The following is a 19,077-nucleotide window of genomic DNA, read 5'->3' on the forward strand; positions in this document are numbered from 1 at the left end:
CGACTCAGTCTTGGACACTGGGTCCCTGAGCTTGTCGAAGGGTCCCGCCCGAGAAACCCTCAGCGCCGCCGCGCGCCGGCCGGGTGGTCCGCTCCCAACTGATCCGCCCCGTCGGTGCGCAGCCGCGAGCGCAGCGTGCCGTCCGACGGACGCCCGCCGAAGAGGCCCCGCTCGCGCAGCCGGGGAGCGAGCAGCGTCGAGAAGTCGTCGAGCGACCCCGGCGACAGGTACTGGTGCAGCAGGAACCCGTCGACACCCGACTCCTCGACGAACTCCTCGATGTTCGCGGCGACCTCGTCGGGGGTGCCGATGAAGCGATCGTCGGCGAAGGCGGTCACCGAGGCGAAACGGCGTCGCACGTCACCGGCGGTGAGGGGCGGAGCATCCGATCGGGTCTCCTTCGTCTGCGTGTGGTTCGTCGACTGCTTCACGATGGGCTCGTCGTCGGCGTAGGCGGCGAAGTCGATTCCGCTCCAGCCGGCGTAGGCGGCGAGCTGGGCGTCGGCGTTGTAGTGCGACTGGTAGCCGTCGAGCTTCTGCTGCACCTCGATGCGGGTGGGCGCGAGCACGGGGTTCATGCCGACGACGGCGCGGATCTGCTCGGGATCGCGGCCCAGTTCGGCGGCGCGGGCGCGGATGCCGGCGAGCCCCGTGCGGATCGCCTGCGGGTCGGAGTCACCGACGAAGATCAGCTCGGCGTGCCGGGCGGCGAACTCGCGCCCACGGGGCGACCATCCCGCCTGGATCAGGTAGGGCGTGCGCTGCGGTGACGGCGGGCTGACGTGCGGCCCGGCCACCCGGAACTGCGCGCCCGCGTGGTCGATGCGGTGCACCTTCGCGGGATCGGCGAACCGGCGTTCGGCGCGGCTGCCGACGTAGGCGTCGTCGTCCCAACTGCGCTCCCACAGGTCGTAGACGACCTCGAGGAACTCGTCGGCTCGGTCGTAGCGGCTGTCGTGCGCCATCACGTCGAGGCCGAAGTTCGCGGCGGCACCCGGAAGGTACGAGGTGACGATGTTCCAGGCGATGCGGCCGGCGGTGAGGTGATCGAGCGTGCTGAAACGCCGGGCATGGGCGAACGGATGCTCGTACGTCGTCGACACCGTCGCGCCGAACGCGATGCGCTCGGTGACGGCGGCGAGAGCCGGGATGTGGAGGAGCGGGTCGTGCGCGGGCAGCTCGACGCCCCATTCGAGCGCGGTCGCGGGGCCGCCGCCGAGCGTGTCGTACATGCCGAGCACGTCGCCGAAGAAGAACAGGTCGAACTCGGCCTCTTCGGTGCGACGGGCGAGGTCGATCCAGTAGCGCAGGTCGAGCGCGCCGAGGCGCCGGTCGTCGGGGTGGGTCCACAGACTCACGGCCCCGGATCCGTTGCCGACGCAGGCCTGCTCGTACAGACCGAAGAACAGTGGCTTCGCCTCACTCATGCGTGCACTCCCTCGAACTCGGACGAAGGGCCCCGCCCCGAGACACCCGCCTCCCACAGCATCCGCCCGTCGACCACCGTGCCGAGCGCCTCGGGCGCCCCCTCGGCGATCTCGGCCAGCGCATCGCGCGGATCAGCGGATGCCGTCGCGAACACCGCCAGGTCGGCCCGCGCCCCGTCGACCAGCGTCCCCGCCGGCGCCGGCCCGTCGGCCAGCCCGAGCGCCCGCGCTCCACCGGCCGTCGCGGCGTGCAGCAGCCGCGCGTGCAGGTCGTCGGCCGTGTACCCCTGGGAGCGAGCTAGCCGGTGCAGTTCGGCGACGTCGTCGAGCACACGCAGCGAGGGCGACGACGACAGCGAGTCGGTGCCCACCCCGATGGGGTTGCCCTCGGTCAGGTATGCGGCGACGGGCGGGGCATCCAATCCGATGACGGCGTTCGAGCGCGGACACAGCGCGACCGACACCCCGCGCTCGCGCAGCAGGGCGCGGTCGGCGGCGTCGACGTAGATGCCGTGGGCGAGGTGCGAGTGCGGCGTGAGCACGCCGACCGTGTCGAGGTAGTGCACGACGCCGGTGCCCGATCCGTTCCCCGAGAGCAGTTGCATATCGGAGTGCCCGAGGCCGCGCCAGCGCTCGGCGAGGGGACCGGTGCCGAATCGCGCGAACTCGTCTTCGGATGCCGACTCCGCGGCGTGGATGTGCAATCGCACACCGTGCGCCTCGGCGAGCCGCTGCAGTTCACGGAACACGTCGGTGTCGAGCGAGTAGATCGCGTGCGGCGAGAGCCCGGTCGCGGGAGGGGAGGGGAGCGCGTCGAGCTGGGCGAGCACCCGCTCAGGGCCGTCGTGCTGCCAGGCGGCGCGCTTCCAACCGAAGACCTCCCAGAACACGACGCCGTGCAGCCCCGCGTCGTGCACCGCCCGGCCCGCCTCGGGGTCGGTGACGATCTCGGCGACGGCGGTCGTGCCCGACTCGATCGACAGGCGCACTCCCTCGGCGGCCGATGCGGCCCAGTCGTGCTCGACGCGGTAGCCCTTCTCGAACGCGAGGGCCCAGGTCTCGAAGCTCGGGTACTGCCCCCGGCCCACCGCCGCCATGTCGGTGTACTGCAGGTGGGTGTGGGCGTTGACGAGCCCGGGAGTGAGGCTGCCGTCCCACTCGTGCCGCTCGCCGATCGCGTCGCCGAACTCGACGGTGAGCGCGTCGTGGGCGCCGACCGCGACGATGCGTCCGTCGCGCACGGCGACGGCACCATCGGCAATCGGCGGCGCAGCGACGGGCAGCACGGTGCGCGCGCGGTGGAGGGTGATGTCGCTCATGGTCGTCTCTCGGGTGTTCGGGTCGGGTCGTTCGGGTCAGGATTCGACATCGCGGGGGCGCCACGACGTCAGGTATTCGCGCTGCGCGGGACTGACGGCATCCAGCCCTCCGCCGAAGGCGCCGAGCGCCAGCGCGGCCACCCGGTCGTCGGCAGCACGGGGCAGGATGTGCACTGTTGGCGTCAGGGTTCCGCGCCCTGCGAGCAGGTGGTCGACCGCCGAGAGCTGCACCCCGAACGACAGGTCCATGACCTGGATCGGGTTGCCCTCGGCGGCGCTCACGTTGATGCAGTGCCCGTCGTCGAGCACGCGGATGCTGCGCCCGTTCGCGAGCCGCAGCACCGACACCGCGCCTCGACGCGACGTCTCGACGGCGCCGGCGTCGAGGGCGGCGAGCAGCGAGATCTCCTGGAACGCGCCGCCGCCGACCGCGACCGCGGCGCCCTCGGGCAGGCGCTCGAGGTGCTCGACCGTGACGGTGTGCGCGATGCCGGTCGTCGAGATGAGCACATCGGCGTGGGTAGCGGCATCCGCCAACGGCTCGACCGCGTACCCGGCGAACGCCGCCTGCAGCGCAGCCACGGGATCGACTTCGGCCACGGTCACGCGCGCGCCGGGGGCGGCGGCGTGGCGGGCGACGCCGGTGCCGACGCGTCCGAAACCGGCGACCACCACATCGCTACCGGCCCAGGGCTGGTCGAGCAGATCGGCGACCGCCAGCACCACCGACTGGCCGGTGCCGTGCGCGTTGTCGAACAGCGACTTGGTGCGAGCGTCGTTCGCGGCGACGATCGGGATGCGCAGGGCGCCCTCGCGCTCCATCGTGCGCAGCGGGCGCACGCCGCTCGTGGTCTGCTCGGTCGCGCCGGCCATCGACGCCAGGATGCCGGGGCGCTCGGTGTGCGCGAGCCGGATGGTCGCCGCGCCGTCGTCGACGATCACTTCGGGGTGGTGGTCGAGCAACGCGAGGGTGTTCTCGCGGTCTTCGGCATCGGTCGCGCCACGGTGCGCGTAGGTCGGGATGCCGGCGTGCACGAGCGCTGCGGCGACGGCATCGTCGGTGTCGCGGCCCACGCAGGTGACGGCGACGTCGGCGCCCGCCTCGGCGAGCAGCAGGGCGACGGTCGCGGTCTTCGGTTCGAGCACGTCGGACACGGCGATACGGATGCCGCGCACCCGCCCGCTCTCGCGCAGCTCGGTCGCGAGCGCCGTGGTGGCGGGCATGAACTGCCGCGCCCACGCGATGCGTTCGGTGCCCTCGCGCCACAGCGTCGGGTCGGCGATGCGCCCGGTCATGCGAGCACCAGCCGGGCGAGAAGGGTGTCGGCGATGACGAGGTCGCTGAGCCCCGCAACTGGGTTGCTGGGCCGCGCACCTGGGTCGCTGAGCTTGTCGAAGCGCCCCCGACTCTCGGGGTGGGGCCCTTCGACAGGCTCAGGGACCCAGCGACCGCGCACCGTCAGGATCGACAGCGCGATGAGCGCGTCGGCGACCCGACTCGGCTGACCGAGCGTCTCGAACACCCCCGGCGCCTCCACCACCCAGGTGCCTTCCCCTACTTGCGTGACATACTCCCGCACCACCACTGGCTTTCGAATAGCTTGCTTTGCCGCCTCGACGGCGGGAAAACCGACATTCAAGCGATTCGAACGCCCGGTGGATGACGACGCAGCATCGATCAGCACACCGGTCACGGATGCCGGGTCGACGGGGGCGTGGCCTTCTCCCGTCGTCAGGACCAGGTCAGCGGCAGGCCACGGCGAGTCGACGAGACGCGCTCCGGCGAGGTGGGCGCGCAGACGCGCGACCGGATCGGCGATCCCACGCAGCACTCGCGATCCCCCGCCGCCGAGCGTCGCCGCGAGACGGTCGGCGACCGCGCCGTCACCGATCACCAGCGCGGATGCCGCGGGCAGCACGAGGTTCGTCCGCCGCGCGAGCGCCCGCACGATCTGTTCGGCGCGCGCCTGCGCGAAGATCGCTGCGAAGGCCGGCAGATCGCGCGGGTCGGCGGCCTCGGCATTCGATACGACATCCACACCGAACGCGGTGCGCGCAGCATCCGCCACGGCATCCGGCAATGCCGGGAACCGCCACGACACCGCCGCGGGCGAATCGCCCGACTCAGGGATCGACGCCGGGAACGCGGATGCCGCGGCCGCCGCCAGCGGGAATCCCGGGGGCGTCACGGCATCCGTCGGCAGGGTGCGGGAAAGGGCAGCGCTCACGGTCGCGACGCTATCCGTTCGCCGTCGCGGGCCGCCGGTCTGTGACCGATCATGACGCCCGGGCGCGCGCCGTTCGCGCGCGTTGTCTAGCGTCGGGGCAATGAGCGAAGGCATCCGTCCCGAATCCGTCCCGCACGAAGTGCTCGAACCGGTGTACGACTGGACGGGCTTCGGCTTCGACACCCGCCAGATCCACGCGGGGGAGTTCGAGGAACCGGCCCACGGGTCGCGCATCGCGCCGATCTATCTGAGCGCGGCATTCCGCTTCGACTCGTTCGACGAGAGCACGCGTCGCTTCGGCGGCGAGGACGGACAGATCTACTCTCGCAACCTCAACCCGACGAACGAGGTCGCCGAGCGCCGCATCGCCGCGCTCGAGGGCGGCGTCGGAGCGATCGTCGTGTCGTCGGGGCAGGCCGCGATCAGCGCCGCGATCCTGTCGATCGTCGGCAACGGCGACCGGTTCGTCTCGACCGCGAGCATCTACAGCGGCACGCGCATCCTCTTCGGTCGCTCGTTCGCGCGCTTCGGCGTCGGCGTCGACTACGTGCAGGACCCGACCGACGAGGCCGAGTGGGAGGCTGCGATCGGCCCCGACACCAAGGCGATCTTCACCGAGACCATCCCGAATCCCAAGAACGACGTGGTCGACATCGCCGCGGTCGCCCGCATCGCCGAGCGCCACGGCATCCCGCTCATTGTCGACAACACGATCGGCACTCCCTACCTCGTGCGTCCTCTCGAACAGGGCGCGCACATCGTCGTGCACTCGGGCACCAAGTTCCTCACCGGGCACGGCGCGGCGATCTCGGGCATCGTCGTCGACGGCGGCACCTTCGACTGGGCCGGCAGCCCGCGCTCCTACCCGGGTATCACCGACTCGCCGGCACCCGGCGTGCCGAGCGCGCTCGAGACCTACGGGCCCCGCGCCTACGAGTACTTCGTGCGCGGCGGCATCGTGAACGACCTCGGCCCGGCGCTCTCGCCGTTCCACGCGTTCCTGCTGCAGCAGGGCATCGAGACCCTGTCGCTGCGCATGGAGCGGCACGTGTCGAACTCCCGCGCGATCGCCGAGTTCCTGGCGCAGCATCCGGCGGTCGAGTACGTCGACTACGCGGGGCTCCCGGGGCACCCGCAGCACGAGATCGCGCAGCGCACCCTCGACGGGCGCAGCGGGTCGGTGTTCGCCGTGACCGTGCGCGGCGGGCGGGCCGGCGCCGAAATCTTCATCGACAGCCTGCGGGTGTTCAGCCGCATGACCAACATCGGCGACGTGCGGTCGATGGTGCTGCACCCCGCGACCACGACGCACCTGTCGTTCACGCCCGAGCTGCGGGCGCAGCTCGGCATCGACGAGGGGCTCGTGCGGCTCTCGGTCGGAATCGAGACGGTCGCTGACCTCATCGCCGACATCGACTCGGCGCTCGCCGCGGTGAGCGCATACCTCTCCGGCGGTTCGGATGCTTCGGATGCCGCGGCGGTCGCGCCGTGACCGCTCGCAGCCAGTGGACCGGCGTCGCGACCCGTGAGGAGAACGCGCACTGGCGCTCGGTCGCGCGGGCCGTGGCGGAAGAGCTCGCGGTCGACGTGCTCGCCCGCGAACGCGCCGGGGCCGTGCCGCGCGCCGAGTCGGCGCTGCTGCAGCGCTCCGGACTCACGACCCTGCTCGACCCGGCCTCGCTGGGCGGCGGGGGAGGGCACTGGTCGTCGGCGTTCCTCGCGGTACGCGAGATCGCCCGGGTGGATGCCGGCATCGCACAGCTCCTCGGCTACCACTACGCCAACTCGGCCACGATCGCCCTGGTAGCGAGCGCTGAGGAGCGCGACGACTGGTACCGCCGGTCGATCGAGGGCACGTGGCTCTGGGGCGACTCGGTGAACCCCGTCGATCCGACGCTGTCGCTCACTCCCGACGGCGACGGTTTCCGGCTGGCGGGCACCAAGCGTTTCTCGACGGGTTCGTCGGTGGGCGACGTGATCCTCGTGAACGCCGTGGTCGATTCCGGGCCCGACGAGGGGCGATTCGCATTCCTCGTACTGCCCGCCGGGCATCCGGGTGTCGAGGTGCAGGACGACTGGGACTTCCTGGGCCAGCGCCTGTCGGCGAGCAACTCGGTGCGATTCGCGGATGCTCCGGTCGGGCGCGAGCATCTGCTCGGGTTCGGCACCGACGAGTGGTTCCAGGCGCTGTTGACGCCCGCCGTGCAGCTGCTGTTCGGCAACCTGTACCTCGGCATCGCGCAGGGAGCCCTCGACCAGGCGCGCGAGCTCACCAACGCACGACCGAACGCGTGGTTCCTCAGCGGAGCCGACCGTTACCGCGACGACCCCTTCGTGCAGCGCCTCTACGGCGAACTCGTGGCGCAGGTCGCGGCGGTCGAGGCACTCGCCGACCGGGTGGACGAGGAATACGACGCGGTGATCGCCCGCGGTGCCGAGGTCGACGAGCAGGCCCGCGGCGACATCGCGATCCGCGTCGCACAGCTCAAGGTCGTTTCGAGCGAGACCGCGACCGACGTCGCGCACCGGGTGTTCGAGGCGACGGGTTCGAGCTCGACCGCGTCGAAGATCGGGCTCGACGCGCACTGGCGCAACATCCGCACGCACTCGCTCCACGACCCGATCGACTACAAGAAGCTCGAGGTCGGCGCCGACTTCCTCCTCGGCATCCGCCAGCCCCTCTCCCTCTACACCTGACGTCGTTCGACACCGGTTCCTGAGCGAGCGAAGCGAGACGAAGGGCCTGTGGACAACGGCATCCGCATGAGGCCGTTCTGAACTACCGTCGCTGGATGCCCTTCGTCTACATCCTCGAATGCTCCGACGGGAGTTTCTATACGGGGAGCACCATCGACCTCGAATACCGCATCGCCCAACATGAGTTCGGCGAAGGTGGTGACTACACGCGCAAGCGTCGACCGCTTCGGCTCGTCTGGTATTCGGAGTTCGCCCGCATCGACGACGCATTCGGATGGGAGCGGCGAATCCACGGGTGGTCTCGAGCGAAGAAGAAACTGCTGATCGAGGGGCGATATGGAGAGCTCCCGGGGTGGAGCAAACGGCAGCGGTCCGAGCGCAGCGCGGCGGAGTGAGGGCCCTTTGTCTCGTCGCTTCGCTCCTCGCTCAGGGACCGAAGCTTTCGGTTCCTGAGCGAGCGAAGCGAGACGAAGGGCGCTAACGCGCCTCGAGGTCGTGGAGTCTCGTCCAGAAGTGGTGGAGGCCGTGCTCCGAAAGTGTGGCCGAGGCGCCGAGCGTCTCGAACAGCGCGCGCACGGCATCGCCGGCCAGCGGCAGCAGGCCGGCGGCCACGGCTTCAGCATCGGCGACGGATGCTTCGCCCGAGGCAGCACGCCGCAGCACCGACTCCGCGGCGGCAGACGCCACGGCCGAACGGGCGGCGGAATCGGCGAGAACCCGCAGGAACTGGGGGTCGTCGGCCGCGCGCTCGCTGTTGCCGTGCTGCTGGCGGCGGGTGCGTGCGGCGGTCTGCGCGGCGCCCGTTTCGGTGACCTCGGCGATCAGCGCGGCGAGGTCGAGCACCAGCCCCAGGGCCCGGGCACCGGCGCCGTCGTTCCACGGTGCCCCGAGGTCGGCGGCGCGGTCGGATGGCAGGGTGGGGGCGGACATGATGCTCCTCGGAGAAGATGCTCGCGAGACGAGCGGGGCGGGATGCTCCGACTGTAGCGAACGGCATCCGTCCCGAACGTCATGCGCGTTAACAGGGCCGCCCGTCGACCCCGGCGCTGGATACGCTGAAGCCATGACCTCCCGTCCGTTCGGCTCCCTGGATTGGGCGCGGAGAACCCCCGGAATCCCGGCGCTCCTCGACGAGATCCGCCAGGCGAGCATCGCCGATGCCCCCGAGCTCCCGCAGAGCTTCTTCACCCGTCTCGCCGCTGCCGGCTTCGGCCGCATCCGCGTTCCCGTCGCCGAGGGCGGCCTCGGCGGCAACGTGCTCGACCTGCTCGACGCCCTGCTCGCGATCGCCGCCGCCGACTCGAACCTCGCGCAGGCCTGGCGCACGCACGTGCTCGCCACCGAGCGTCACGTGAAGTCGCCCGCCGGTGCCCTCCGCGACCGCTGGATCTCCCGCGTCGCCGCGGGCTCGATCATCGGCGGCGGCTGGACCGAGGCCGACGGGTCCGGCCCGAGCGTCTTCACCACCCGCCTGTCGACCGAGACCGGCATCCCGCGCCTCACCGGCCGCAAGTTCTACTCGACGGGCAGCCGCTACGCCGACTGGCTCGAGTACAGTGCGGTCGACGATGCCGGCGACCTCGTGATCGCCGCCCTGAAGACGGATGCCGAAGGCGTCACGCTCCTCGACGACTGGACCGGCTTCGGCCAGCGCGCCACCGCGAGCGGCACCACCGTGCTCGACGGCGCACCGGTCGACCCCGACGACGTCGCCCCGTGGCAGACGCAGCACCTCGGCACGCCGGGGTGGCAGCAGATGATCCTGCTCGCCGTGCTGGTCGGCATCGGTGAAGGGGCTCGTGCTGCGGCATCCGATCTCATCGATCAGATCGATCGGGCGCACGGCGGCTCGCCGATCCTCGTGCTCGAGGGATACGGGCGGATCAGCGCGCTCGTCGCTTCGGCGCGCGCCTCGCTCGGTGAGATCGGTCGCCTCAGCGAGATCGCGCACCAGGCGATCATCGCCGGAGATGCCGATGCCGAGACCCTCGCCGACGATGCAGTCAACGCCGTCTTCCAGGCGCAGGCCACGATCGTGCCGCAGGTGATCGAGGCCGCCGACAAGCTGATGACGCTGCCGGCGCTGCTCGACGGTGATTCAGACGCTGTCGCCGAGGCGCAGAACCTCCGTCAGTCGCTGCGCCTCGACCGCTTCTGGCGCAACGCCCAGACCCTCTCGACCCACAACCCGGTGCTGCACCGGCTGCGCGCGATCGCCGACCGCGAGATCTACGCGATCGACCGCATCGCCGAACCGGCCGAGCGCGAGGTGGCCGTCGCCCAGTCGATCGCCGACGGCATCCGGCCTCTGACCGTCGTCCGGCTCGACGCCGCGCTCGCCGCGCGCCTCACCGCCGACCCGCGCTCGCTCGACGCGGTGGCTGCGGCGTTCGGCGGCCGCGAACCCGTGCTGTTCCAGTTCGACGAGCGCCCCGGTGCGCACTTCGACGCAGCCGTCGCGATCGCGACGCTGCTGCACCGCCTGCCGTCGGCGTGGTTCGCCGTCGGCACCGGCGACCTGTCGCTCACCGGCCACCCCTACAACCTCGCCCGGCGCATCGCCTCGCTCGAGCAGCTCTCGGGCGGACGCACCGCCTGGGTGCTCGATGACGGCGCCACCGAGATCGAGGAGCAGCGCGACCGCATCCGGGTGGTGCAGCAGCTGCTGCGCACCTGGCCGCAGGAGTCGATCGCCGCGGATGCCGGTGCCCGCCACTTCGCGCAGACCGAGAGCATCCGTCGCATCAACGCCGACGGCGCGTACCCGACGGCCGGTCCGCTCAACGTGCCGAGCAGTCCGCAGCACCTGCCGGTGTTCGTGTCGTCGCGCCGATTCGACGACGTGCACCGCTACGTCGACCTGCTCGTGCGCGACGACGCCTGGGTGCTCCCGTACGCGGATGCCGACGGCCACGCGCTCGCAACCGGCCACGCGGTGAGTGACATCGACGGACTGCTCGCGATCGCGAGCGCGTTGCCCGTCATCGCCGACGGTGCGGACGCCTCGGCGGATGCCGAACCGCAGACCCTGCGCGCCCGGCTGCGGTTGCCCGCGCCGGCCCTGTACGAGCTCCCCGGAGCATCCGCCCGCTTCGAGCGCGGCAGCGAGACGGAGGCGTCATGAGCGACGAGAACCGCCTGCTCACGGTCAATATCAACGTGCTCGGGGTCGGGCAGCGGCCCGCCGCCTGGCGCGCACCGGACATCCGCCCCGACGCGATCGTCGACCTCGCGCACTGGCAGAACGTGGCGCGAGTCGCCGAGCGCGGTCTGGTCGACGCGATCTTCCTCGCCGACCGCCCCGCGATCACCGACCCGCGCAGCCGTCCGGTGCAGTACCTCGACCCGGGCGTGCTCGTGCCGGCGATGGCGGCGGCGACCGAGCACCTCGGCTTCGTGGCGACGGCATCCACCACTCTCAACGAGCCGGTCGAACTCGCCCGCCGCCTGTGGGCGCTGCACACCGCGACGCAGGGGCGCTTCGCGTGGAACGCCGTCACCAGTTGGGACGTCGAGGCCGTGCGCAACTTCGGCATCACCGAGGTGCCCGAGCGCGCGGTGCGCTACGCCCGTGCCGAGGAATTCGTCACCGTCATCAAGCGGCTGTGGGAGACCGCCGGGACGTCGGACGTGGTCGACCACGAGGGGTCGTTCTCGGTGCACGCCGGGCTCGAGATGGAGGCCCTCGTTCCCGAGCGCCCGGCGATCGTGCAGGCCGGCGGGTCGGAGCCGGGCTGGCGCCTCGCGGGGCTCGTCGCTGACGGCGTCTACTCGGTCGACCACGACCCGGCATCCGCGGCCGAGCACCGTCAGAAGATCCGTTCGTACGCGGTCGAGGCCGGGCGCTCGGCCGACGACGTGCGCGTCTTCCCGGGGCTCGCGGTCGTGATCGGCAGCACCGAGCAGGAGGCCTGGGACCGCTTCGACCACTGGGAGCACCTCGCCCCCGCGACCTACAGCCTCAACGAGCTGTCGAAGGCGCTCGGCGCGGACTTCTCGGGACTCGACCTCGACGCGCCGGTGCCCGCGCAGATCCTCGCGGATGCCGAGGCGCAGGATGCCGGATGGTCGGCCGCGTACCGCCGCGTGCTGATCGAGCGCATCCGGTCGGAGCAGCCCACGATCCGCCGCCTGCTGCGCGACTTCGGCGGCTACGGGCAGCGGTTCCTCGCCGGCACGCCCGAGCAGATCGCCGACACGATGGAGGAGTGGTTCCGCGCGGGTTCGGCCGACGGTTTCAACATCATGCTCGACCTGTTCCCGTCGGGGCTCGAGGACTTCGTCGACCAGGTCGTTCCCGAGCTGCAGCGCCGCGGGATCTTCCGCCGCGAGTACGGCCAGGGCGGGGTGCTGGAACGCTTCCGGAGGCCGTAGCGCTTTTCGCGTTTCGCAGATGTGCGTCGATTTCGGATGCTTTACGTCCAGGCATCCGAAACGCCTACACATCTGCGCATGGCCGCGCGATGGCCTCGCTCACCCGGTTCCTGAGCGAGCGGAGCGAGACGAAGGGCCCGCCCCGCGTTGCCCCGGTATCCTCCCTAGACATGGACACCCCGAACGGCCGCGAGTTGAGCGCGCGCGAGCGCGAGGTACTGGTCGCGATGATCACGCACGCGCAACCCTCCGCCGGTTCGTCCGGCTCGTTCGGCGCGAGCGAGCGTGCGGCACTGCTCGCGACCGTCGACGACGTGCGCGCGTGGGGGAGATGCGGATGCGGTCGCTGCCCCTCGATCGATCTCGGTGATGCTTCCGGCGAGTACCCCAGCACCGGCGCGCGCGTCGTGCTCGATGGGTGGCGGGGGACGGAGGGTCTGCTGCTTTTCATCGACAACGGATTGCCGACGTACCTCGAGCAGTACAGCGCGAGCGACGACGTCTTCGACGAGTTCGTCCCGGTGAGCGAGATCGAGTACCACTGACCTGCGGATGCCGTGGGGTGGTGCCCTTCGTCTCGTCGCTGCGCATCCTCGCTCAGGAACCGGTCCCTGAGCGAGCGCAGCGAGAGGAAGGGTGCCCAACCGGTTCCTGAGCGAGCGCAGCGAGAGGGAGGATGCCCGCCCGGTTCCTGAGCGAGCGCAGCGAGACGAAGGGCTCAGACCTGGTCGAAGCGCCCCGACCCGGCGAACGCCGGCGTTCCGGAGGCGATGGACGCAGACGCCCCGAGGCCGAACGCGGCGCGGGCGCCCACGGCATCCGCATCACCGTCGTCACCGAGCACGGGAGCCGTTCCCCACACCGGCACCTCGTCGCCGGAGAGCACCACATCGACCCCCGGCGAGGCCGACCCCGAAGGCGACAGCAGCACCGTCACGGGCTTGTCCGACACATCGACCGGCACCGTCAGCGGCCCACCGATCGAGGGGAACTCCGGGTCCGAGATCCGCACGATCCGCGCATCATCGACGTACACCCCGGCCTCGCTGTCGCCGACCATCGCATCGAGCGGCCACGATTCGAACAGTCGCGAGATCAGCGCCAGCTCCGGCGCCGACGTCCCGGCCAGCCCGACCCGCCGCCCGTGCAGGTTCGAGAGGGTAGCGATGTTCCGGCCGAGGTTGATCGGATGCTGCCGCTCACCGATGATCGGCACCACGACGACCCGCTGCGTGATCGCGAGCAGCGCCCCCGCAGCGGCGGTGCGATCCGGCCCCGGGCCGGCGAGATCGCCGAGCAGCAGCACGTCGGCACCGGCATCCAGTTCCGCACCGAGCGCAGCCCGCGATGCGCGCCCCGCTCCGGAGCGAACCGCGAAGGCGGCGAGGGTGGCGTCGTCGACGCGCAGTACACGGGTCATCAGCGGGCCTCTCTCATCCAGCGGGTGAACGGCACATCGCCCGGCGAGGCGAGCAGACCACGCGCCTTCAGCACCGGCGTCACGTGCTCGGCGAACTCGCGCAGGCCCCACGGGTTGGTGTCGAACAGCAGGTTGAAACCGTCGGCGGCGCCGGCTTCCACCCAGTCGGTCATGATGTCGACGAGCCGCTCGGGCGAGCCGACGAAGAGCTGGTGCCCGAAGCCGGCGAAATATCGCAGCAGCTCGCGCACGGTGAGGTTGCCGGCAGCGCCGTAGGCGGCGATCGCCTTGCGGAACCCGATCGGCGCGGCCGACGGGTCGCCCGACAGTCGCTGGATCTCGCCCTCGGCCGGGGCGTCGAGGTCGAGACGCGAGCCGTCGATGCCGAACATCGCGGTGAAGCGCTTGAGCACGTAGCCGTCGGGGCTGCGTTCGTGGATCGTCAGGAAGCGGCGCTCGGCCTCCTCCTCGGTCGAGCCGACGACGAGGTGGATGCCGGGCAGCACCAGTGGCGCGGGCCGCCCGAGTTCTGCCGAGCGGCGCCGCAGGTCGAGCCGGTTCTCGGCCGCGGTCTCCTTCACGGTCTCGGCGGCGAACACGGCCTCGGCACTCGCGGCGGCGAGCTGACGCCCACGCGGCGAGCCGCCGGCCTGCACGACGAGGGGTGCGACGTCGGGCAGCAGGGCGCGGATCGCGGGGTCGACGCCCAGATCGCCGCGACGGATGCTGTCGCCGAAGTACTCGCCCTCGTGCACATACTCGGTGTCGTCCTGCACGGCGGCGAGGAAGGCCGTGTACGCATCGACGAACTCCTCGGCGCGGGCGTAGCGCTCCTCACGCCCGGGGTCGGCGTCGTATCCGAAGTCGGTGACGGCGGGGCCGGTGACGCCCGTGACCACGTTCCAGCCGAACCGCGAGCCGCTGAACGCGCTGACGCTCAGCAAGCGGCGGGCGAGCTCGACCGGATCGTTCGTGCTCGACGAGACCGTCGAGATGACGCCGAGACGTTCGGTCTCGGCGGCGACGGTGGCAAGCGCCGCCAGGGGTTCGAGGAGCCGGCTCGGGCGGATCGCCGGGTTCGACGCGAGGCCCGGGGTGTCGGCGAGGAAGATCGCGTGGATGCCGGCGTCCTCCGCCGTGCGGGCGGCATCGCGCCAGAAGTCGGCACCGAACACGCGCAACGGGTCTTCGCCCGGGGCGCGCCAGGCACCGGCATCCGTCCCGTAGTCGTAGACGTTCGCTCCGATCACGAGGGGGCGGGTCATCGGGCGGGCTCCTTCACGTCGGCGGGGGTGGGTGCAGGTGCGGATGCCGGGACGGTTGCCGCGAGCCGCCCCGTGCCCACGTACCAGATCTCGGGCAGGTCGCTGCCGACCAGCGCCCGCTCACCGAGCGCGCGGGCCTTGAGGTGCACGGGGTTGTGGTTGCTGAGCGTGCGGGCGTTGCGCCAGTGCCGATCGAGCGCGAGGCGGCTGTCGACGAGCGAGCCGCCACCCAGGTCGAACACGCTCTGCGCGGCCTGCAGCACGAGCGTCGGCACGGTGATCTGCGCGCGGGTGACGGCGAGGTGTCCGTCGCCGGTCTGCTCGTCGAGCGGGCGGTCGAGGTCGGCCCCCAGCAGTGCCGCCGCGGCGCGCACGGATGCGACCACTGCCTGAGCGAGACCGTCGAGTGTGCCGATGCGCTCCTGCAGCTGCGGGTCGTCAGCGGGCACCGCGGTCGAGGCGTGGCTGAAGTTGCGCGTGCGCGAGCGCAGCCACGCGATCGCATCGTCGCGCGTACGCAGCGCGATGCCCGCGAGCGTCGCGAGGTGCGTGAGCTGCAGCACGGCGTCGAGGTTGCCGAGCCGGTCGGTGCGCGACCCCTCGCCCACGCGCACGCGCGCCGGGTCGACGACGACATCGGTGAACGCGACCGTGCCCGAGGTCGTGAGGCGCTGGCCCACACCGTCCCAGTCGTCGTACAGCACGACGCCCTCGGCATCCGCTGCCACGACCGCGACCAGGTGGCGGCCGTCCTCGTCGGAGGCGAGCACCGAGATCCGGTCGGCGTAGCCGGTGCCGGTCGCGTAGGCCTTGCGGCCGTTCAGACGCAGGATGCCGTCGGCGTCCCTGCGCAGCGTCGTTCCCACCGTGCCGATCTCTCCGGCGCCCTCGGTGGTCGCCCCGGCGAAGAGCAGACCGGCGGCGATGTCGTCGGTCGCGGCATCCGTCTCGCCGCGGGCGATCGCGCGGGCGGCGCGGTCGCTGGTGGTGAAGTGCGTGCGCAGACTCTGCGTGACGTTCGCGTCGGCACGGGCGAGGAGGATCTGCAGGTCGACGAGCTGCGGGTACGTGAGCCCCGCGCCTCCGGCCGAGACCGGCAGGCGCGCCGCCGTGAGTCCGAGGCGCGCGAGCTCGCGCACGTCGGCGCGGAGCCCCCGCTCGGGGTCGCGGTCGTGATCGCGCGCCGGTGACTCGGCGGCGATGCGGGCGATGACCTCGTCGATCTCGGCGGCGTTCGGTCGGGCGTACCCGACGTCGGCGACTGAGGTGAACGCGAGCAGATCCTCCGGCATCCGTCAGTCCGTTCCGTCGGCGGCCGTCGCCGGGGCCGTCGCTCCCGACGGGCCGGAGTTCGGCCAGCCCGCGGGCGCCGTGCGACCGGCCGGGTCGAGCCCCGGGCGCGTGCGACCGTAGGCGAGCGCGTGCACGAAGCGGCGGCGGAACTCGGTCAGGTCGAACGAGGTCACCGCACGGGTCGAGGCGCCCGCTGGTGTGCCCCACACCAGCGGCAGGCCGTCGCTCGTGAGCGCGACCCGGGTCGCGAGCGAACCCGCGGCCGGGGTGAAGTCGACCGGACCCTCGATCCAGCCCGTCACGATCTCGGGGCGGTGCAGGATCACCGACGACAGTCCGTCGTGGGCGGCCGAGATCCGGCGCCCCCACTTGTACTGGTAGAAGTCGTTGTACGCGTCGAGGATCGTGCCCGCGAAGTGCGCGGCCGGCAGGTCGGAGCCGAGCAGGAGCGCCGTGACGTCCTCTTCGAGCAGTGCCTGCGAGGTCACGTTGACGCCGACCATGATCACGTTGCCGTTGTTCACGGCGCCGAACACGGCCTCCGCGGCTGCGCGGTCGTTGTTCGTGTTCGCGTCGGTCACAGTCGGGGTGCCGGGTGCCGGGTACGGACCCGCGCCGCCCATGATGACGACCGAGCGGAACTTCAGGAACAGCTCCGGGTCCTTCTCGAGCGCCAGAGCGATGTTGGTGAGCGGTCCGAGCGGGTGCAGGTCGATCTGTCCCGGGTGCTCGTTCGCGATGCGCACGAGGTAATCGGCCGCAGACTCCTGCTCGAGCGTCGGCTCGGGGCGCTCGAAGCCGCGGTCGCCCAGGCCGTCGTGGCCGTGCACGAACCAGGCGATCGACGGGTCGCCGTCGAGCGGACCGCTCGCGCCGAGGTAGATCGGGATGCGCGGGGCATCCGCCACATCGAGCACGTACGCGACGTTGCGGGCCGAGTCCTCGACCGCGCAGTTTCCGTAGATCGTCGTGATGCCGACGATCTCGACGTCGGGCTGGGCCAGTAGATAGAGCAGGGAGTGGGCGTCGTCGATCCCGGTGTCGGTGTCGACGACGATCCACTGCTTGTCGGGGGCGAAGTCGGGCATGCGCGCGGCTCTCAGTGCTGGTGCTGGTGAGCGGGCTCGGCGAGCTTGAACGCCAGGCGTCCGTGCGCGAAGCCGCCACCCGCACGGATCGCGGTCGCGACCCACGCGGCCTCGGCCAGCTCGGCCTCGTCGGCACCGGCCGCGACGGCCTTCTGCGAGTGCGCGTCGATGCAGTACACGCACTGCGTCGTGATGCCCACGGCCAGCGCGATCAGTTCGCGGTACTTCAGCGGGATCGCTCGCGACTCGTCGGGGGCGAAAACGGCGCTGTCGAATGCCGCGAACGCCGCGAGGATGTCGGGGGTGTGCTCCTTGTAGACCTTCGTGTAGGTCTTGTCGGCTTCGCTGTCGAAGTAAGCGCTCATGCTCTGCTCTCTGCTGTCGGGTGGGTCTACCGCGACGCTATGGCTCCCCGGCATCCGCCCGCACGTTCGAGTGCAACACGAGGTCATCCGGCGGGATGGTCCTCCTGCAGACGCTGCGGACCCGCGCCGAGGCTGCCGAGCGCGTCATCGGGGTTCAGCAGACCGCACGCCTTCATCGACAGGCATCCGCAGCCGATGCAACCGGTCAGTTCGCGTTCGAGCCGTTCGATGCCCTCGCGGCGCTTCTCGAGCGCGCGCTTCCAGCGGCGCGAGGCGCGCTGCCAGTCGTCGTGGCTGGGGGTTTCGGTGAGCGGCACGTCGGCGAAGGCCGACTGCACGTCGGCCAGTGGGATGCCGAGGCGCTTCGCCACCGCGATCAGCGACACCCGCCGGATCATGTGCCGGGGGTAGCGGCGTTGGTTGCCGGGGGTGCGGTACGAGGCGATGAGGCCGATCGACTCGTAGAAGTGCAGGGCGGATGCCGCGACCCCGGTGCGCCGGGTCATCTCGCCGATCGAGAGCGGTTCGTCGGCGGTGTGCGCGGGGTCGGGGTGTGAGGCCATCGTCGTCCTCCCGCATGCTGTGGCTCGGAGCCCGCCGAGCCGGGCCCCGCGGATTTGACCTAAAGTGTACTTGAGGTTTTAGCGTGGAACGCTGACCCGAAGGAAGCCCTGATGACCTATGTGATCGCCCTGCCGTGCGTCGACGTCAAGGACCGCGCGTGCATCGACGAGTGTCCCGTCGACTGCATCTACGAGGGTGAACGGTCGCTCTACATCCACCCGGACGAGTGCGTCGACTGCGGGGCGTGCGAGCCGGTGTGCCCGGTCGAGGCGATCTTCTACGAGGACGACCTGCCTGACGAGTGGCAGGACTACTACAAGGCCAACGTCGAGTTCTTCGACGAGGTCGGATCCCCCGGGGGCGCGGCCAAGGTCGGCATGATCGCGCACGACCACCCGCTGATCGCCGCACTTCCCCCGCAGGAGGGTGCCGAGTGAGCACCGCAGCATCCGTTCCCGGCGCCCCGGCGTCTGGTGTTCCGGCATCGACCGGCACCGGCATCCCCGTCCCGACCGCCGTCGGCGAGGGGCTCAAGGCCGCGTTCCGCACGCACCCCGCGGGCGTCGCGATCATCACGGCGGCGACCCCCGAGGGCCCCGTCGGACTCACCGCGTCGAGCGTGGCATCCGTCGCCGTCGACCCCGCGGCCATCGTCTTCTCGGTCACCCGCGCGACCGGCAGCGCCGGGGGACTCCTCTCGGCCGACACGTTCGTCGTGCACCTGATCGACGACGACCACTCCGCCCTCGCGCAGAGCTTCGCCGTCAGCGGCTCCGAGCGCTTCACGCCCGAGCAGCAGTGGAGCACCCTCCCGACCGGAGAGCCGTACCTGCCCGCGGCGCGCTTCGCCCTGCGCTGCCGCGCGATCCAGACCGTGCCCGTCGGAACCTCGAGTGTCGTGATCGCCGAGGTGCTCGAGGTGTACTCGGGCCCGCAGGGCCGCCCCCTCGTCTACGTCGACCGCACCTTCCACAGCATCCCGCACCGGCCCTGACGCGGGCCCGAGTGGCTTTCGAATCGCTCACCTTGCAGTTTTG

At 71.3% G+C, this 19,077-nt stretch carries 19 protein-coding genes; 8 read left to right on the plus strand and 11 right to left on the minus strand.

All coding sequences use genetic code 11. The features are described from left to right. Window positions 1–59: 59 nt before the first annotated feature. From ACFY9N_RS01625 to ACFY9N_RS01640, 4 genes are read right to left on the minus strand one after another with little or no spacing between them, the layout of a single operon-like run. Window positions 60–1,427 (minus strand): NtaA/DmoA family FMN-dependent monooxygenase, encoded by a 1,368-nt coding sequence (locus tag ACFY9N_RS01625; protein ID WP_391476496.1) that lies wholly within the window; start codon window positions 1,425–1,427, stop codon window positions 60–62. Further along, window positions 1,424–2,746: an amidohydrolase family protein gene (locus ACFY9N_RS01630; protein WP_391476498.1), complete on the minus strand. Its 1,323-nt coding sequence runs from the start codon at window positions 2,744–2,746 to the stop codon at window positions 1,424–1,426. The genes ACFY9N_RS01625 and ACFY9N_RS01630 overlap by 4 nt, the downstream gene beginning before the upstream one ends. A 36-nt stretch (window positions 2,747–2,782) precedes the next feature. After that, entirely contained in the window at window positions 2,783–4,042 is a 1,260-nt protein-coding gene (locus tag ACFY9N_RS01635) for an adenosylhomocysteinase (RefSeq protein ID WP_391476500.1), read from the minus strand. Beyond that, complete coding sequence (locus ACFY9N_RS01640) at window positions 4,039–4,974, minus strand: hypothetical protein (protein ID WP_391476501.1); 936 nt, start codon at window positions 4,972–4,974, stop codon at window positions 4,039–4,041. Before ACFY9N_RS01640 ends, ACFY9N_RS01635 begins: the two co-directional genes overlap by 4 nt. A gap of 100 nt (window positions 4,975–5,074) precedes the next feature. Here ACFY9N_RS01640 and ACFY9N_RS01645 point away from each other — a divergent pair, with 100 nt between their 5' ends. The 3 genes from ACFY9N_RS01645 (at window position 5,075) to ACFY9N_RS01655 (ending at window position 8,066) form a co-directional block, all read left to right on the plus strand. Next, window positions 5,075–6,466 (plus strand): O-acetylhomoserine aminocarboxypropyltransferase/cysteine synthase family protein, encoded by a 1,392-nt coding sequence (locus tag ACFY9N_RS01645; protein ID WP_391476502.1) that lies wholly within the window; start codon window positions 5,075–5,077, stop codon window positions 6,464–6,466. Continuing rightward, window positions 6,463–7,671, plus strand: coding sequence for an acyl-CoA dehydrogenase family protein (locus ACFY9N_RS01650; protein WP_391476503.1), 1,209 nt, complete (start codon window positions 6,463–6,465; stop codon window positions 7,669–7,671). Before ACFY9N_RS01645 ends, ACFY9N_RS01650 begins: the two co-directional genes overlap by 4 nt. A 95-nt stretch (window positions 7,672–7,766) precedes the next feature. Further along, the gene (locus ACFY9N_RS01655) at window positions 7,767–8,066 is read left to right on the plus strand and encodes a GIY-YIG nuclease family protein (RefSeq protein ID WP_391476504.1); all 300 of its coding nucleotides are present in this window, start codon (window positions 7,767–7,769) and stop codon (window positions 8,064–8,066) included. A gap of 82 nt (window positions 8,067–8,148) precedes the next feature. Here the strand turns inward: ACFY9N_RS01655 and ACFY9N_RS01660 are convergent, their stop codons facing one another. After that, window positions 8,149–8,601, minus strand: a complete 453-nt coding sequence (locus tag ACFY9N_RS01660) for a hypothetical protein (protein WP_391476505.1) — start codon at window positions 8,599–8,601, stop codon at window positions 8,149–8,151. A 133-nt stretch (window positions 8,602–8,734) separates the two neighbouring features. Here ACFY9N_RS01660 and ACFY9N_RS01665 point away from each other — a divergent pair, with 133 nt between their 5' ends. The 3 genes from ACFY9N_RS01665 to ACFY9N_RS01675 all read left to right on the plus strand — a co-directional run bounded on the left by ACFY9N_RS01665 (window position 8,735) and on the right by ACFY9N_RS01675 (window position 12,590). Further along, complete coding sequence (locus tag ACFY9N_RS01665; protein WP_391476506.1) at window positions 8,735–10,795, plus strand: hypothetical protein; 2,061 nt, start codon at window positions 8,735–8,737, stop codon at window positions 10,793–10,795. Further along, window positions 10,792–12,045: an LLM class flavin-dependent oxidoreductase gene (locus ACFY9N_RS01670; protein WP_391476507.1), complete on the plus strand. Its 1,254-nt coding sequence runs from the start codon at window positions 10,792–10,794 to the stop codon at window positions 12,043–12,045. Before ACFY9N_RS01665 ends, ACFY9N_RS01670 begins: the two co-directional genes overlap by 4 nt. A gap of 170 nt (window positions 12,046–12,215) precedes the next feature. Beyond that, window positions 12,216–12,590 carry a hypothetical protein gene (locus ACFY9N_RS01675; protein ID WP_391476508.1) on the plus strand — a complete coding sequence of 125 codons (375 nt, stop codon included), beginning with the start codon at window positions 12,216–12,218 and terminating at the stop codon, window positions 12,588–12,590. Between the two features lie 173 nt (window positions 12,591–12,763). Here the strand turns inward: ACFY9N_RS01675 and ACFY9N_RS01680 are convergent, their stop codons facing one another. The 6 genes from ACFY9N_RS01680 to soxR all read right to left on the minus strand — a co-directional run bounded on the left by ACFY9N_RS01680 (window position 12,764) and on the right by soxR (window position 18,039). Then, a complete protein-coding gene (locus ACFY9N_RS01680) occupies window positions 12,764–13,465 on the minus strand; it encodes a hypothetical protein (RefSeq protein WP_391476509.1) in 702 nt (233 codons plus the stop codon). Next, on the minus strand, window positions 13,465–14,730 hold the full coding sequence (locus ACFY9N_RS01685) for an LLM class flavin-dependent oxidoreductase (RefSeq protein WP_391476510.1): 1,266 nt from the start codon (window positions 14,728–14,730) through the stop codon (window positions 13,465–13,467). The genes ACFY9N_RS01680 and ACFY9N_RS01685 overlap by 1 nt, the downstream gene beginning before the upstream one ends. Continuing rightward, a complete protein-coding gene (locus ACFY9N_RS01690) occupies window positions 14,727–16,022 on the minus strand; it encodes a hypothetical protein (protein WP_391476511.1) in 1,296 nt (431 codons plus the stop codon). Before ACFY9N_RS01690 ends, ACFY9N_RS01685 begins: the two co-directional genes overlap by 4 nt. Window positions 16,023–16,025: 3 nt before the next feature. After that, window positions 16,026–17,111, minus strand: a complete 1,086-nt coding sequence (locus tag ACFY9N_RS01695) for a nucleoside hydrolase (protein ID WP_391476512.1) — start codon at window positions 17,109–17,111, stop codon at window positions 16,026–16,028. Between the two features lie 11 nt (window positions 17,112–17,122). Beyond that, complete coding sequence (locus ACFY9N_RS01700; RefSeq protein WP_247623661.1) at window positions 17,123–17,476, minus strand: carboxymuconolactone decarboxylase family protein; 354 nt, start codon at window positions 17,474–17,476, stop codon at window positions 17,123–17,125. Window positions 17,477–17,559: 83 nt separating this feature from the next. Continuing rightward, entirely contained in the window at window positions 17,560–18,039 is a 480-nt protein-coding gene (gene soxR / locus ACFY9N_RS01705; RefSeq protein WP_391476514.1) for a redox-sensitive transcriptional activator SoxR, read from the minus strand. A 111-nt stretch (window positions 18,040–18,150) separates the two neighbouring features. Here soxR and fdxA point away from each other — a divergent pair, with 111 nt between their 5' ends. Both fdxA and ACFY9N_RS01715 read left to right on the plus strand, forming a co-directional pair. Further along, a complete protein-coding gene (gene fdxA / locus ACFY9N_RS01710; RefSeq protein ID WP_391476515.1) occupies window positions 18,151–18,477 on the plus strand; it encodes a ferredoxin in 327 nt (108 codons plus the stop codon). Between the two features lie 62 nt (window positions 18,478–18,539). Then, window positions 18,540–19,034: a flavin reductase family protein gene (locus ACFY9N_RS01715; protein ID WP_391478435.1), complete on the plus strand. Its 495-nt coding sequence runs from the start codon at window positions 18,540–18,542 to the stop codon at window positions 19,032–19,034. The last annotated feature ends 43 nt before the right edge of the window (window positions 19,035–19,077 follow it).

Origin of the sequence: Microbacterium sp. NPDC008134, assembly GCF_042957055.1 — a bacterium.
GTDB lineage: Bacteria > Actinomycetota > Actinomycetes > Actinomycetales > Microbacteriaceae > Microbacterium.

Bases quoted from the DNA above. Each gene is read 5' to 3' on its own strand.
- ACFY9N_RS01695 (WP_391476512.1), bottom strand. From the start codon at position 17,111: ATGCCCGACTTCGCCCCCGACAAGCAGTGGATCGTCGTCGACACCGAC.
- fdxA (WP_391476515.1), top strand. From the start codon at position 18,151: ATGACCTATGTGATCGCCCTGCCGTGCGTCGACGTCAAGGACCGCGCG.
- ACFY9N_RS01655 (WP_391476504.1), top strand. From the start codon at position 7,767: ATGCCCTTCGTCTACATCCTCGAATGCTCCGACGGGAGTTTCTATACG.
- ACFY9N_RS01680 (WP_391476509.1), bottom strand. From the start codon at position 13,465: ATGACCCGTGTACTGCGCGTCGACGACGCCACCCTCGCCGCCTTCGCG.
- ACFY9N_RS01670 (WP_391476507.1), top strand. From the start codon at position 10,792: ATGAGCGACGAGAACCGCCTGCTCACGGTCAATATCAACGTGCTCGGG.
- ACFY9N_RS01690 (WP_391476511.1), bottom strand. From the start codon at position 16,022: ATGCCGGAGGATCTGCTCGCGTTCACCTCAGTCGCCGACGTCGGGTAC.
- ACFY9N_RS01630 (WP_391476498.1), bottom strand. From the start codon at position 2,746: ATGAGCGACATCACCCTCCACCGCGCGCGCACCGTGCTGCCCGTCGCT.
- ACFY9N_RS01660 (WP_391476505.1), bottom strand. From the start codon at position 8,601: ATGTCCGCCCCCACCCTGCCATCCGACCGCGCCGCCGACCTCGGGGCA.
- ACFY9N_RS01700 (WP_247623661.1), bottom strand. From the start codon at position 17,476: ATGAGCGCTTACTTCGACAGCGAAGCCGACAAGACCTACACGAAGGTC.
- soxR (WP_391476514.1), bottom strand. From the start codon at position 18,039: ATGGCCTCACACCCCGACCCCGCGCACACCGCCGACGAACCGCTCTCG.
- ACFY9N_RS01685 (WP_391476510.1), bottom strand. From the start codon at position 14,730: ATGACCCGCCCCCTCGTGATCGGAGCGAACGTCTACGACTACGGGACG.
- ACFY9N_RS01665 (WP_391476506.1), top strand. From the start codon at position 8,735: ATGACCTCCCGTCCGTTCGGCTCCCTGGATTGGGCGCGGAGAACCCCC.
- ACFY9N_RS01635 (WP_391476500.1), bottom strand. From the start codon at position 4,042: ATGACCGGGCGCATCGCCGACCCGACGCTGTGGCGCGAGGGCACCGAA.
- ACFY9N_RS01675 (WP_391476508.1), top strand. From the start codon at position 12,216: ATGGACACCCCGAACGGCCGCGAGTTGAGCGCGCGCGAGCGCGAGGTA.
- ACFY9N_RS01645 (WP_391476502.1), top strand. From the start codon at position 5,075: ATGAGCGAAGGCATCCGTCCCGAATCCGTCCCGCACGAAGTGCTCGAA.
- ACFY9N_RS01625 (WP_391476496.1), bottom strand. From the start codon at position 1,427: ATGAGTGAGGCGAAGCCACTGTTCTTCGGTCTGTACGAGCAGGCCTGC.